Raw genomic sequence first — 12,351 nt, forward strand, 5'->3', positions numbered from 1 at the left:
CTCAATGCTCGCCCGAGTCCTTGTGGTTATCCAGGGTTTCCAACAGGGCGACCTGCATCCGCGTATGCACTCGGATAAACCAGCGCCACAGCAGCGCCGCGACCGCCGCCGCAACGACGGCAATCACTATCAACAGTTCGTTGGTCGGCAGGATGCTCGACGACAAGGCCGCCAGCAGCACAAAGATCACCAGCAACGATAGAATCGGTATCAACTCGGCAATCACTCGCCGCACGCGCTGGGTATGACGCCCTGCCATCTCCGGTTTCACCCCCATCTCCGCCAACAGCATCGACAAGGCCTTGAGCTTGCGATACGCGGCGATCAGGAACGGCAATGACAGCAGCAGCGCGCCGCCCCAGATCAATCCCTTCTGCCAACCGGGATTGCTGATCCAGCCTTGAAGATAACCGCCAAGGCGCTCGGCGAAAAAACCGCCGGATAAAAAGATCGCCATCACCAGCGCCAGATTGACCCCCACTTGTAGCAGGATCCGTCGAATCATTTTCGCCAGCAGCGCACCCTCCCCATGGGGCTGGATGCTGCGCAGCCATTCGCCATACATCCCCAGTACACGAGCCAGACTTTGTGGCATCACCGCCGCAAGCTTCAGCGACAACGGGTCGGCCGCGCGAATCAGGTAGGGGGTCATCAACGTCGTTAACACCGACACGGCCACCGCCACCGGATAAAGAAAGTCGCTGGTGACCTGCAAGGTCATGCCCAGGGCGGCGATGATGAAAGAGAACTCGCCAATTTGCGAAAGACCCATGCCGACCCGCAGTGAGGTGCGTCCGTCATTGCCGGCGATAAACGCGCCCAGCCCGCAGGACAGCATTTTGCCCAGCACCACGGCGACCGTGATCACCGCGATCGGCCAAGCGTATTGCAGCAGGATCTGTGGATCGAGCATCAAACCGATGGCGACGAAAAATATTGCGCTGAACATGTCGCGAACTGGTTCGATCAGTCGCTCTATTTTCACCAACTGCCGGGATTCTGCCATGATCGCGCCGATCAGGAATGCCCCCAGCACCATGCTGTATTCCAGTTTGACCACCAGCAGGCAGAAGCCGAAACACAGGCCCAGCACAGTGATCAGTAGCATCTCGTCGCTTTCGAACTTGGCCACATAGGCCAGCAGCCGGGGTACCAGCAGAATGCCGATGACCAGGGCAACAATCATGAACAAGGTAAGCTTGCCGACTGTGGAAAACACTTCGCCGGAACTGACCGTCCCGCTGACCGCAATGCTCGACAGCAACGCGATGATGCCGATCCCGAGAATGTCTTCGACGATCAACACGCCGAAGATCAACTGCGCAAAGCGCTGGTTCTTCATCTTCAGATCGTTAAGCGCCTTGACGATGATGGTGGTCGAGGAGATCGCCAGAATTGCGCCGAGGAACAGCGAGTCCATGGTGTTCCAATCGAACCAACGACCGATTTCATAGCCGATCCAGATCATCAGCACGATTTCGAGAAAGGCCGCGATAAACGCCGTGGCTCCGACCTTGAACAACTTGCGCAAGCTGAATTCCAGACCCAGGCAGAACATCAGTAAGATCACCCCGAGTTCGGCAAGCGTCTTGATCGTGTCTTCGTCGTGGATAAGGCTGAATGGAGGGGTGTACGGGCCGATGATGAACCCGGCGACGATATAACCGAGCACCACCGGTTGCTTGAACCGGTGAAAAAGAATGGTCACCACACCCGCGACCAACATGATCACTGCCAGATCCTGAATAAAACTGATGGCATGCATGGGGTGGGACTCCTTGGGTGCGTGCTGAAGCTGTTGCTCAATCACCCAGGCGTCAGCAAAGGTCTGATTGAGCCAGATAGAATTCTCTTGTGTCGGTAGGAAAATGCCTTTTACCCAGGCTTTTGAAGGGTAACACCGCGACTTCCGGGAGAAAGGCGGTGCAATATATGGAAACAGATCGATCCGGGCGTGACGGCGGCCACAAGCGCAGCGTCCGGTAAGGAGTGGTTTTTAAAAAGTCATCAAGCGCCCGCAGAGGTGCCTCCTGCAATCCCTGCCTAGAACCGTGAGTGTGCTATGGAACCCGGAAACGCCCAGCTGTCGATGACAGTACTGATGACCCCCGACATGGCCAACTTCTCTGGCAATGTCCACGGCGGTACCCTGCTCAAGTACCTCGACGAAGTCGCTTATGCCTGCGCCAGCCGCTTTGCCGGGCGCTATGTGGTGACCCTGTCAGTGGATCAGGTGATCTTCCGTGAGCCGATCCATGTCGGTGAGCTGGTGACCTTCCTCGCGTCGGTCAACTACACCGGCAACACCTCGATGGAGGTGGGGATCAAAGTGGTGACGGAGAATATTCGCGAACGCTCGGTGCGCCACACCAATAGCTGCTTTTTCACCATGGTCGCGGTCGACGACCAGCGTAAACCCGCGGTCGTGCCACAACTGCAGCCGGTAACCAGCGAAGACCATCGCCGGTTCATCCAGGCCAAGCAGCGTCGGCAGATCCGCCAGGAGTTGGAAAAGCGTTATCAGGACATCAAGGCGGAGCCTGAGGGCAGTCAGTAAGGACGAACACCTACCTGTGGCGAGGGGGCTTGCCCCCGTCGGCCGGTCCGCGCTCGGGCGAAGCAGTCGTAATCCGGCTGACGGGTTTTACTGACGAAACGCAGTTGCAGGGTTTAGGGCCGCTTCGCAGCCCAGCGGGGGCAAGCCCCCTCGCCACAAGGTGATCGCCAGACTGGGGATCTATTTATCTCGGCTCAGAGGCTGATTGCTGTCGCCTCGAACCGCACTCGCGGGTGGGCAATCCGGTCCTGGGCGCGTACCAGTTCGAGTTCGTAGCTGGCGCAAGCCTGGGTTTCCAGCAGCACTTCGTGCACCGCCGCCGCGGCGAACTCGAAGGCCGCCAGCAGGCTGTCGCCCAACAGCACCCGAGCGAGGAACAGGCCGGACGTAAGGTCGCCGACGCCCACCGGTTGGCGCGGGAAAGCCAGCAACGGCCGCCGCAAGTGCCAGCTACCCTCGGCGGTCACCAGCAACATCTCGAAGCAGTCGGGCAGCTTGCCGGGATAATCCAGATGCTTGACCAGCACCGCCTTCGGGCCACGGGCCAATAGCGCTCGCGCCATGGCCAGGCAATCGAACAACGACTTCGGCTTGCGCCTGGAGAAGCTGTCCAGTTCCAGTTGATTCGGGCATATGAAGTCAGCCATCGCCGCAGCTTCTTCCAGCAGGAAGTCACTGACCTCAGCCGGCACGCTGCAGCCTTTTTCCGGATGCCCCATCACCGGGTCACACAGGTACAGGGCCTTGGGATTGATCGACTTGATCCGCGCTACCCCTGTGAGGATCGCCCGGCCCTGAGCCGCGCTGCCCAGGTAACCAGACAACACCGCATCGCAGTTACCCAATTCGCCAATCGCCGCGATCCCTTCCACCAGTGCCGGAATCTGCTGCGGTGCCAATACCTCTCCCGTCCATTGACCGTATTGAGTATGGTTAGAGAACTGCACGGTGTTGAGCGGCCAGACATTCACCCCGACCCGCTGCATCGGAAACACAGCGGCGCTGTTGCCGGCATGGCCGAATACCACATGGGACTGAATGGCAAGCAGATGGGGTGTACGTTTCATGCGAGATTTCCGTAAACCGATTGAAATTCGAGCCGCGCAGTATGCGACTAAACACATCCTGTACGACAGACCAAAGACGCAGTTAAGCTGACACTACTTTGTTGGAGCGCTCGTTCATGCTGACCCTGGGAAATATCTTCGTGCTGATGCTGCTGGCCACCGGCGGCGCCTGGCTGTGGCACAACCACGGCTTGCGAGAGCGGGCGCTGGAGCGGGTCAAGCAACATTGCGCCAAGCTCGATATCGAGTTGCTGGACGGCAACGTCGCGTTGAAACGGATCGGTTTCGTCAAGGATGCCAACGGTCGTCGGCGCCTGGCCCGCATCTATAATTTCGAATTCACCGTGACCGGCGAAACTCGCCACAGCGGCACCATTACCCAGTTCGGCGCCCACAGCGCACAAATCGAGCTGGCGCCCTACCCGTTCGAGGTCAAGAATCCGACGCCGAGTGCCGAAGTGATCGAATTGAGCCAGTGGCGCCAGGAACATAACAAGTGGCGCAGTTGAAGCGGTCGGCGTAGATAGTGTTTTTTATGCCTTGCACGCTGCCAAGGCCTTTTGTAGCCCCTGCGCGTCCTGCGGCTCGCTGAAAATCAACTCGATTCGAGAATCACGCCGCCATTCGCTGGGTTGCCAGTGCAGGTCCGCGTTATCCACTGCATTGGCAGAAATCCAGCCATCGGTGCTGTGGATAACCAGCTTGGCCCTTTGCCAATCGAGGCGTTCAAGCCATTGCTGTAGCTGCCTTGCCTGGAATTGCTGACTGGGATGCCAGCGCCAGCCGATGCTCCAGCCACCCTCCTGTTGCTGGTTCAGGCAAATCGGTAGTGTCGGATCAGCCCAGACAGCTGGCATCTGCGCCAGGCCTTTGGGCGCGGTGAAGTTATCCACAGCTGCATGTGCTTGAGACTGTACGCCGGGCAATTCGGCCAGCGGCAAAGTAGCCTGCTGTGTCCAGTACACCGGACAATTTGGTAACTGTTTTATGATCCGCTGGCGATCCGCGTCGCTGAGCTGCTCGTCCTTGTTCAGCAACACCAGACCCGCGCTGGCCAACGCCTCCTGCTGCGCCGCAGGCAGTGGTTTTCCGGCGGCCAGTGCCTGGGCATCAAGCACCAACACACACGGCTGGACCGCCAGCACGCCTTGCCACGGCGCTTCTCGCAGTTGCTTGAGCAACTGTCCCGGATGACCCAACCCGGAGGGTTCGATAAACAGCCGGTCGGGTCTCGCCTTACGCAACAAGCGACCCAGTCCGACCTGGAACGGCGCGCCATTCACACAACACAAACAACCGCCGGCGACTTCCCCCAGCGCGATACCATCGGCATCCTGAGTCAGCAGCGCAGCATCCAGGCCGATCTGACCAAACTCATTGATCAGCACCGCCCAGCGCTCATGGGCCGGCCGCTGCGCCAACAGATGCTTGATCAGACTGGTCTTGCCGGCGCCAAGCGGCCCGGCAATGACATGGGTAGGAATATTCTGCAGCATGTTCAACAGTTTCTAAGGAGGTGAAGGATGCGGGTGAATTGCTTGCCACTGCTATTGGCGCTCAGCTCCGGCGAGGTGCTGGCCCAGGCCTGTGTGGTCCACAGCCAGGCAGACCGACTCGATGTCCAAGTCTGCCAGCAAAACCGCAACATCCCGGAAAAACTGTTCAACGACGGCTTCTGCCAACCCAAACTCGCCGGCCAAAAAGTCGACGTTACGTTCACCGAGCAATGTCCCGCCGGCGCCTTCGGCGTTTGCAGCAACGCCCAAGTGGCCAATATGCCTTACCGGCAGGATATTCACTATTACGGCGTGGCGACCGATGCGGCCTACTTGCAGCCATTCTGCGAAAGCCAGAGCCAGGGCAAATGGCTGAAACCTTGAGTGTGCCTAGCTCAACCAGTCGAGGGTCAGGATCAGCCGACGCTCACCCGGGCCCGGTTGCGGCGAGCGGTGGATCAGGCCGAAGCCTTCATTGCCGTGCCATTTCTCACCCTTGAGCAAGGCCACTTCACCGCAAGTGACTTGCTGGATCTGTGAGTCGTCCTGGGGCTCGGCAGCGGCCTGGCCCAATTGCCGGCGATCCATTGCCCCCTCCTGCAGCCATTGGCTGCCGATGCCGGCGTAGGTGGTGATCAGGCGCACCGGCACATGATCGACGTGGAAACGCGGGCACATGGCCTTGTCCAGCACCCGCAGCCGCAAACCTATGCACCTGGCGCCCAGCAGGCAGGCGAAGGCGCTGACCAGCCAGGAGACGTCGGCGATGAAGCCTTCGTAACCTTCCAGATCACTGAAGCTCGAGACCAGGCCGCGCAGGTTTGGTTGCGCATCCTCACTGTCCAGTTCCAGTGACAGTGATTCTGCCAAGGGCACGCCCAGGGACAGTAACAAGGCACCAAAGTCGGCGATATGAACAGGTAGCTGGCGCTGCCAGAGGGCGAGATTGACGTTGTCTTCGAGTATTTGAATAAAAACTTCGGGGGTTTCACCGTGAACTTGACCGGGTTTCTGCCGTTGGCGTTGTACCGGGAGCAGGATTGTCTTCGCGGGCAAGTCGGATCGCCGCACCGCCGCTCCCACAGGGTTCTGTAGCAGGCGGAACATCAAGCCGCCTCCTCTTCATGCCAAGGCCCGAATGGGTCGACCAACAGTCGCCAGCCGTCTACGCCCAAGGCCATTTCGTCATCGGTCAGCAGGCAGCTATCGAGCTCTTCGGTCAGCCGGGCGAAGTCGATGTTCTGGCCGATGAACACCAGTTCCTGACGGCAATCACCGGTGGCTGCGGTCCAGTTCGCCATGATCGCCGAGGTGCTTTCCTGATCCTGCGGCCACTGGGGTTTTGGCACGAATCGCCACCAGCGTCCGGCAAAACCATGGCGCATCAGCCCCCCGGCCTGGGACCAGCTGCCTGCTTCCTGATGCTTGCTGGCCAGCCAGAAAAAGCCCTTGGAGCGCAGCAGTTTGCCGTTCACCCAAGGGCGGTCGATGAAGCTGTAAAAGCGCTGAGGGTGAAAGGGGCGCCTCGCTCGATAGGCTGTCGAGGCAATGCCGTATTCCTCGGTTTCCGGTACATGTTCACCGCGCAGTTCCTGCAACCAGCCCGGAGCCTGAGCGGCACGCTCAAAGTCAAAGCGCCCCGTATTGAGGATCTTCTTCAACGGCACTTCACCCATGACCATGGGAATGATTTCAGCCTGGGAATTTAGCCGTTCGAGGATAGCGATCAGTTCCAGACGTTCGCTGCTGCCGATCAGGTCGATCTTGCTGATCAGGATCACGTCGGCGAATTCGATCTGCTCGATCAGCAGGTCGGTGATCGAACGCTCATCCTCTTCGCCCAGGGTTTCACCGCGAGAGGCGAGGCTCTCGGCGGCCTGATAGTCGAGCAGGAAGTTCATGCCGTCCACCACCGTGACCATGGTGTCGAGCCTGGCAATGTCGGCCAGACTCTGACCATCTTCACCACGAAAGGTGAAGGTTTCCGCCACCGGCAACGGCTCGGAAATACCGGTGGACTCGATCAACAGGTAATCGAAACGACCGTCCCTGGCGAGCTTGCTGACTTCCTCGAGCAAGTCTTCACGCAGGGTGCAGCAAATGCAGCCATTGCTCATCTCGACGAGCTTTTCTTCGGCTCGATTGAGCGTGACATTGCGCTGAACCTCGCTGCCATCGATGTTGATTTCACTCATATCGTTGACGATCACCGCCACCCGAAGGTTGTCGCGATTGCGTAGGACATAGTTGAGCAGCGTACTTTTACCTGCGCCGAGAAAGCCGGACAGCACGGTAACGGGGAGGCGATTGGGCATCAGGTGTTCCTCATCAGATGTGGCTGGTCAAAGCACCCGTTGATGGCGTTCGCGCAGCTCTTCACGTTCTTTGGCTTCGATACACAAGGTCGCGGTGGGCCGTAACAGCAAGCGCTTGAGACCGATCGGCTCAGCGGTTTCGCGGCACCAGCCGTATTCGCCGCGAGCCAGGAGCTCGAGGGCTTCGTCGATCTTGTCCAGCAGCCTCTTTTCCCGCTCCAGCAGGCGCAGTTGCCATTGGCGTTGCTCTTCGGCAGTACCGATATCCGACGGATCGCTGCTGGGTTCCTGCTCGCGCAACACCTCGAACTCAGCGGCGATACGCTCCTGCAGTTCGCAGCGTTGAGCCAGCAACAGGCCACGAAAGAACCCTTGTTGGGCCTCGTTCATGTAATCGGCGGCGGGTTGGACGAGGAGCTCTTGTTCAGTCATGGGAATCACGGGTCAGGCTTTTACTAATGCTACGTTATAACATTGTGTTAAAGCCAATCCCCTTTTGTCCCCTTCACCGCCTGGTCCACACGCTTCTGATCTCTGCCATGAAAAAGGCATCGCCGACTGTAAAGTTATAATATAACATTATCGATCACCTAAGAACGATGGACCTGCCCATGAATGCGTTGACTCTGCCGGATATCGCCGCGCAGGCCTCACGCCAAAACTTGCCCCTCGAATGGGTGGGCATGTGCGGCATTGCTTTACCGGTGTTGTTCAATGGCCAGCGAATCAGCGCCAAAGCGGACGCCGGCGTCAGCCTAGATGATGGCGAGGCGCGCGGCATTCATATGTCTCGGCTGTATCTAGCGTTGAAAAAACTCGAGCAGCAAAACCTCACGCCACTGCTTTTACGTCAGGTTCTGCAACGTTTTCTCGACAGTCATGACGGCCTGGCCAGCAACGCCTATCTACGAATCCACACCGATCTGCTTCTCAAACGACCAGCCTTGGTCAGCCCCTTGGCCGGTTGGAAAACCTATCCGGTGAGCATTGAAGCGCGACTGAAAAACGCAATGTTCCACGTGGAACTAAAAATCGAGATTACCTATTCCTCAACTTGCCCTTGTTCAGCCGCACTTTCGAGACAGCTGATTCAGCAGCAGTTTGTCGATGACTTTGCCAACAAAGCGTTGCAGCACGCCGACGTTCTGGCTTGGCTCGGCTCTTCAAAAGGCATCATTGCGACGCCCCACAGCCAGCGAAGCAGTGCGCAGTTACAGCTGCGTTTGGACGACTATCTCGAAGGCCTGCCATTGATCGCGGTGATCAACGACGCTGAAGAAGCCCTCGGCACCGCCGTTCAAACCGCAGTGAAACGCGCCGACGAACAAGCCTTTGCCTTGGCAAATGGTCAGAATCTGATGTTCTGCGAAGACGCCGCCCGACGACTGAATCTGGCTTTGAAAAGATCGCCAGGCATCAGCGCCTTCCACCTGCGAGTTGTCCACGCCGAAAGTCTGCACGCCCACGACGCCGTGGCCGAAAGCCGCTGGAACTGGGGGGCACTATGATCCGTTGCGAAGGCTTGCGTTGGGGTGCGCCCGGCCAACCGCTCACTCCCCCGGTTACTTTCGAACTGGTCAGCGGCAGCCTGACTGCTGTAGTTGGCACTAATGGCTCAGGTAAAAGCAGTCTGCTGAAAGTCATCGCCGGGTTGCAGAGGCCCTTGACCGGTAAAGTCGAACTGGAAGTTCCACGACGCGGCAGTCTGTCCTTTCTGCCGCAACAGCAGCATCTGGATCGACAGTTCCCCATTAGTCTTCAAGAGTTGGTGGCGGCGGGATCCTGGGGTAACAAACAAGCACCACCGATCCGCAGCCAACGCCTGCACACCGTACTGGAAGACTGGTGTTTGAGCGGTCTGGAACATCGGTCATTGATGGCCTTGTCCGGCGGTGAATTGCAACGCGCCCTGCTCGCTCGTTTGAGTCTGGCCGAAGCGCCGCTGCTATTGCTCGACGAACCTCACGCTGCGCTCGACGAACTCGGTCAGGTACTGCTCTGGAAACACATCCACGCCTGGCATGCCGAAGGCCGGACACTGGTCGTCGTTTGCCATGACCTGGCTGCTGTCCGCCGACACATCCCTCAAACACTGCTGATCAAAAGCAGCGGCTGCGTGCTCGCGCCCAGTGTCGAACTGATCTCACAACAGCCTTTGATGCAGGTGGCGTGATGATCGCCGCCGCCCAACTTTGGCAACCGTTCCACGAGTTCATGTTCATGCGCCGAGCCTTGGTCGGTGGGCTGGTGTTGGCCTGTAGCACCGCCCCGCTTGGCGTGTTTTTGATTCTGCGGCGTATGAGCCTGATCGGCGATGCGGTGGCTCACGGGATCTTGCCCGGCGCTGCCCTCGGCTTCTGGTTTGCCGGTTTGAGTCTGCCGGCGCTGACCATTGGCGGCCTCGGTGCCGGCCTGAGCATGGCTGGGCTCGCAGCGTGGATCACTCGTCGCACCGGCCTGCGGGAAGACGCCAGCCTCGCGGCGATCTACCCGATTTCCCTGGCTATCGGAGTGCTGATTCTCGGCATTGCCGGCAAGCGCCTGGACTTGCTGCACCTGCTGTTCGGTTCGGCACTCGCGGTCGATGGACCGACATTGACCGGCATGCTCTGGGTCTCGGCCTTCAGCCTGATCTCCATGGCGGCAATCTACAAACCACTGCTGCTGGACACCCTCGACCCGCTATTCCTGAAAATTGTCAGCCGTCTCGGGCCACTGGCACATGGGCTGTTTCTGACCCTGGTAGTGCTGAATCTGGTGATCGGTTTCCAGGCTATCGGCGCGCTGATGGTGGTCGGTTTGATGATGTTGCCGGCAGCGGCTTCGCGCTTCTGGAGCAGACACCTGCCGATGTTGATGGCCATCGCCGCGATGCTCGGCTGCCTCTCGGTATGGCTCGTCCTGTTGCTGTCGTTCTACTACTCGCTGCCTAGCGGTCCGGCCATCGTGCTGGTGGCTGGCGCGTTGTATTTGCTGTCCGTGGTGTTCGGACCGGTGCACGGCTTGCTGCGCCGCCCGCCTTTGCACACATCCCAATGAGGTGTTCCCCGATGCGCGCTCTACTCGTGCTGTTCAGTCTGCTGCTGCCGTTGTCGCTGGCGGCCGCAGAGAAGCTGCAGGTGGTCACCAGTTTCAGCATCCTCGCCGACATGACCCGGCAGGTCGGCGGCGAGCATATCCAGATCATCAACCTGGTCGGGCCGGACGCCGACGCCCACACCTATGAGCCCACCCCGAACGACGCCAAGGCGCTGCTCAAGGCCAGGCTGATCATTAAAAATGGCTTGGGTTTCGAGCCTTGGCTGGATCGTCTGGTCACCAGCACCGAGACCAAAACCCCAGTGATCAGCGCCAGCCGTGGAGTAATCCCGCGAACCCTGAATGAGGACGGCGACAGCATTCCCGACCCGCACGCCTGGCACAACCTGGCGAACAGCGAGCTCTATGTGAGCAACATCAGCAAGGCGCTGATCGCGGCTGATCCAGCGCACAAGGCCGACTACGAACGTAACAGCCAGGCCTACCTGAAACAGATCTACCGTCTGCTGGCCGAAGCCAAGGCCAAGCTCGGTTCCCTGCCCCCAGGCAATCGCGAGATCGTCACCTCCCACGACGCTTTCGGTTATCTCGGCCAAGCCTACGGCATCGACTTCATGGCGCCCCAAGGTCTGTCCACCGAGCGTGAACCCTCGGCCGCCGAAGTCGCTGCGTTGATCACCCAGATCCGACAGACCAAGGTCAAAGCGCTGTTCATGGAAAACATTAAGGACACGCGCCTGCTCAAGCAAATTGCCGAAGAGAGCGGCGCGCATATCGGTGGCACCTTGTACTCCGACGCCCTCGCCGCCGAAGGTCCGGCCAGCACCTTTGTCGGGTTGTTCGAATACAACCTCAACACCCTGTACGAGGCCTTGAGCAAACCATGATCGAGCGCCCGCAGCTGTCGATGCAGGACCTGGAAAGCGCCGCTCTTGGCAGTCGCTGGCCACTCACTGATGTGCTCGATGCGTTGCCGTGGAACAGCGATGGATTGATCGCCGCCATCGCCCGCAACACGACAGCGGTGAGGTGCTGATGCTCGCCTGGATGAACCGCAAGGCGCTGGCTGAAAGCCTGGCCAGCCACCAGGTTTGTTACTGGTCACGCTCGCGCCAGCAACTATGGCGCAAAGGCGAGACCTCCGGTCACCGCCAACGGCTGATCGAAGCGCGCCTCGACTGCGACGGCGACGCCGTGTTGCTGCTGGTCGACCAACAAGGTCCGGCCTGTCACACCGATCGGCCGAACTGTTTCTACAACGCCATTCGTGACGGCGCGGTGCAGGTCATCAGCGCTGCCGAAGAGGAACCCAACTCATGATTCGGAAAAATCCGTCGGGCGATTTGCCGGTAATCGCCGAGTCCGCCTATGTGGATAAAACCGCGATCATCTGCGGCAAAGTAGTGATCGGCGAGAACGTCTTCGTCGGCCCTTACGCAGTGATTCGCGCCGATGAAGTCGACGCGTACGGCGCGATGGAGCCGATCACCATCGGTGCCAATTCAAACATCCAGGACGGGGTGGTGATCCACTCCAAATCCGGGGCAGCAGTGACCATCGGCGAGTTCAGCTCGATCGCCCACCGCTCCATCGTTCATGGTCCCTGTCAGGTCGGCAACCGGGTTTTCATCGGTTTCAACAGCGTGCTGTTCAACTGTGCGGTGGGCTACGGTTGCGTGGTGCGACACAACTCGGTGGTCGACGGGCGGGATTTGCCCGAAGGCTTCTACGTGCCCTCGACCACCCGCATCGGACCCAACACCGACCTCTCGCAGTTCCCTCCCGTCAGCGTCAGTGCTGCGGAATTTTCCGAGGACGTGGCGCGCACCAACGTCGATCTGGTGCGCGGTTACAAAGCCCTGCAGAACGAGTTTTGA

Annotated in this window: 14 protein-coding genes and 1 pseudogene; 9 read left to right on the forward strand and 6 right to left on the reverse strand. The window is 59.3% G+C overall.

What is annotated here, in order from left to right; genetic code table 11:
* Position 1 precedes the first annotated feature (1 nt).
* Complete coding sequence (locus F8N85_RS12110; RefSeq protein WP_150803848.1) at positions 2 to 1,765, reverse strand: cation:proton antiporter; 1,764 nt, start codon at positions 1,763 to 1,765, stop codon at positions 2 to 4.
* A 297-nt stretch (positions 1,766 to 2,062) separates the two neighbouring features.
* Between F8N85_RS12110 and F8N85_RS12115 the strand changes: the two genes are divergently transcribed.
* Positions 2,063 to 2,557 (forward strand): acyl-CoA thioesterase, encoded by a 495-nt coding sequence (locus tag F8N85_RS12115; RefSeq protein WP_150803849.1) that lies wholly within the window; start codon positions 2,063 to 2,065, stop codon positions 2,555 to 2,557.
* A 194-nt stretch (positions 2,558 to 2,751) separates the two neighbouring features.
* Here F8N85_RS12115 and pdxY read toward each other — a convergent pair whose 3' ends face one another.
* Positions 2,752 to 3,624 carry a pyridoxal kinase PdxY gene (pdxY, locus tag F8N85_RS12120; RefSeq protein WP_150803850.1) on the reverse strand — a complete coding sequence of 291 codons (873 nt, stop codon included), beginning with the start codon at positions 3,622 to 3,624 and terminating at the stop codon, positions 2,752 to 2,754.
* A gap of 116 nt (positions 3,625 to 3,740) precedes the next feature.
* On the opposite strand from pdxY, the gene F8N85_RS12125 reads away from it, so the two are divergent.
* Positions 3,741 to 4,133: a DUF3301 domain-containing protein gene (locus F8N85_RS12125; RefSeq protein WP_150803851.1), complete on the forward strand. Its 393-nt coding sequence runs from the start codon at positions 3,741 to 3,743 to the stop codon at positions 4,131 to 4,133.
* A gap of 24 nt (positions 4,134 to 4,157) precedes the next feature.
* Here F8N85_RS12125 and F8N85_RS12130 read toward each other — a convergent pair whose 3' ends face one another.
* Positions 4,158 to 5,120, reverse strand: a complete 963-nt coding sequence (locus F8N85_RS12130; RefSeq protein WP_150803852.1) for a CobW-like GTP-binding protein — start codon at positions 5,118 to 5,120, stop codon at positions 4,158 to 4,160.
* Between the two features lie 27 nt (positions 5,121 to 5,147).
* Between F8N85_RS12130 and F8N85_RS12135 the strand changes: the two genes are divergently transcribed.
* Positions 5,148 to 5,504 carry an NADH:ubiquinone oxidoreductase gene (locus F8N85_RS12135; protein ID WP_150803853.1) on the forward strand — a complete coding sequence of 119 codons (357 nt, stop codon included), beginning with the start codon at positions 5,148 to 5,150 and terminating at the stop codon, positions 5,502 to 5,504.
* Between the two features lie 6 nt (positions 5,505 to 5,510).
* Here the strand turns inward: F8N85_RS12135 and F8N85_RS12140 are convergent, their stop codons facing one another.
* Genes F8N85_RS12140 through dksA form a run of 3 tightly spaced genes read right to left on the reverse strand, consistent with a single transcriptional unit; the run spans position 5,511 to position 7,867 of the window.
* The gene (locus tag F8N85_RS12140; protein WP_150803854.1) at positions 5,511 to 6,227 is read right to left on the reverse strand and encodes a DUF1826 domain-containing protein; all 717 of its coding nucleotides are present in this window, start codon (positions 6,225 to 6,227) and stop codon (positions 5,511 to 5,513) included.
* On the reverse strand, positions 6,227 to 7,435 hold the full coding sequence (zigA, locus tag F8N85_RS12145) for a zinc metallochaperone GTPase ZigA (protein WP_150803855.1): 1,209 nt from the start codon (positions 7,433 to 7,435) through the stop codon (positions 6,227 to 6,229). The genes F8N85_RS12140 and zigA overlap by 1 nt, the downstream gene beginning before the upstream one ends.
* A 27-nt stretch (positions 7,436 to 7,462) precedes the next feature.
* On the reverse strand, positions 7,463 to 7,867 hold the full coding sequence (gene dksA / locus F8N85_RS12150) for an RNA polymerase-binding protein DksA (protein ID WP_150803856.1): 405 nt from the start codon (positions 7,865 to 7,867) through the stop codon (positions 7,463 to 7,465).
* Between the two features lie 179 nt (positions 7,868 to 8,046).
* Between dksA and folE2 the strand changes: the two genes are divergently transcribed.
* The 6 genes and pseudogenes from folE2 (at position 8,047) to F8N85_RS12180 (ending at position 12,351) form a co-directional block, all read left to right on the forward strand.
* Complete coding sequence (gene folE2, locus F8N85_RS12155) at positions 8,047 to 8,943, forward strand: GTP cyclohydrolase FolE2 (protein ID WP_150803857.1); 897 nt, start codon at positions 8,047 to 8,049, stop codon at positions 8,941 to 8,943.
* Positions 8,940 to 9,608 (forward strand): metal ABC transporter ATP-binding protein, encoded by a 669-nt coding sequence (locus tag F8N85_RS12160; protein WP_150803858.1) that lies wholly within the window; start codon positions 8,940 to 8,942, stop codon positions 9,606 to 9,608. The genes folE2 and F8N85_RS12160 overlap by 4 nt, the downstream gene beginning before the upstream one ends.
* Positions 9,608 to 10,474, forward strand: coding sequence for a metal ABC transporter permease (locus F8N85_RS12165; RefSeq protein ID WP_150803859.1), 867 nt, complete (start codon positions 9,608 to 9,610; stop codon positions 10,472 to 10,474). Before F8N85_RS12160 ends, F8N85_RS12165 begins: the two co-directional genes overlap by 1 nt.
* An 11-nt stretch (positions 10,475 to 10,485) precedes the next feature.
* On the forward strand, positions 10,486 to 11,361 hold the full coding sequence (locus F8N85_RS12170) for a metal ABC transporter substrate-binding protein (protein ID WP_150803860.1): 876 nt from the start codon (positions 10,486 to 10,488) through the stop codon (positions 11,359 to 11,361).
* A pseudogene (gene hisI, locus F8N85_RS12175) lies at positions 11,358 to 11,794 on the forward strand (phosphoribosyl-AMP cyclohydrolase). The gene F8N85_RS12170 and the pseudogene hisI overlap by 4 nt, the downstream one beginning before the upstream one ends.
* Complete coding sequence (locus F8N85_RS12180; protein WP_150803861.1) at positions 11,791 to 12,351, forward strand: carbonate dehydratase; 561 nt, start codon at positions 11,791 to 11,793, stop codon at positions 12,349 to 12,351. The pseudogene hisI and the gene F8N85_RS12180 overlap by 4 nt, the downstream one beginning before the upstream one ends.

Origin of the sequence: Pseudomonas fluorescens, assembly GCF_902497875.1 — a bacterium.
Lineage (GTDB): Bacteria > Pseudomonadota > Gammaproteobacteria > Pseudomonadales > Pseudomonadaceae > Aquipseudomonas > Aquipseudomonas fluorescens_BR.

Coding starts and splice junctions, on each gene's coding strand:
- F8N85_RS12165 (WP_150803859.1), top strand. CDS start 9,608: ATGATCGCCGCCGCCCAACTTTGGCAACCGTTCCACGAGTTCATGTTC.
- pdxY (WP_150803850.1), bottom strand. CDS start 3,624: ATGAAACGTACACCCCATCTGCTTGCCATTCAGTCCCATGTGGTATTC.
- F8N85_RS12180 (WP_150803861.1), top strand. CDS start 11,791: ATGATTCGGAAAAATCCGTCGGGCGATTTGCCGGTAATCGCCGAGTCC.
- F8N85_RS12140 (WP_150803854.1), bottom strand. CDS start 6,227: ATGTTCCGCCTGCTACAGAACCCTGTGGGAGCGGCGGTGCGGCGATCC.
- F8N85_RS12130 (WP_150803852.1), bottom strand. CDS start 5,120: ATGCTGCAGAATATTCCTACCCATGTCATTGCCGGGCCGCTTGGCGCC.
- folE2 (WP_150803857.1), top strand. CDS start 8,047: ATGAATGCGTTGACTCTGCCGGATATCGCCGCGCAGGCCTCACGCCAA.
- dksA (WP_150803856.1), bottom strand. CDS start 7,867: ATGACTGAACAAGAGCTCCTCGTCCAACCCGCCGCCGATTACATGAAC.
- F8N85_RS12110 (WP_150803848.1), bottom strand. CDS start 1,765: ATGCATGCCATCAGTTTTATTCAGGATCTGGCAGTGATCATGTTGGTC.
- zigA (WP_150803855.1), bottom strand. CDS start 7,435: ATGCCCAATCGCCTCCCCGTTACCGTGCTGTCCGGCTTTCTCGGCGCA.
- F8N85_RS12160 (WP_150803858.1), top strand. CDS start 8,940: ATGATCCGTTGCGAAGGCTTGCGTTGGGGTGCGCCCGGCCAACCGCTC.
- F8N85_RS12170 (WP_150803860.1), top strand. CDS start 10,486: ATGCGCGCTCTACTCGTGCTGTTCAGTCTGCTGCTGCCGTTGTCGCTG.
- F8N85_RS12125 (WP_150803851.1), top strand. CDS start 3,741: ATGCTGACCCTGGGAAATATCTTCGTGCTGATGCTGCTGGCCACCGGC.
- F8N85_RS12115 (WP_150803849.1), top strand. CDS start 2,063: ATGGAACCCGGAAACGCCCAGCTGTCGATGACAGTACTGATGACCCCC.
- F8N85_RS12135 (WP_150803853.1), top strand. CDS start 5,148: ATGCGGGTGAATTGCTTGCCACTGCTATTGGCGCTCAGCTCCGGCGAG.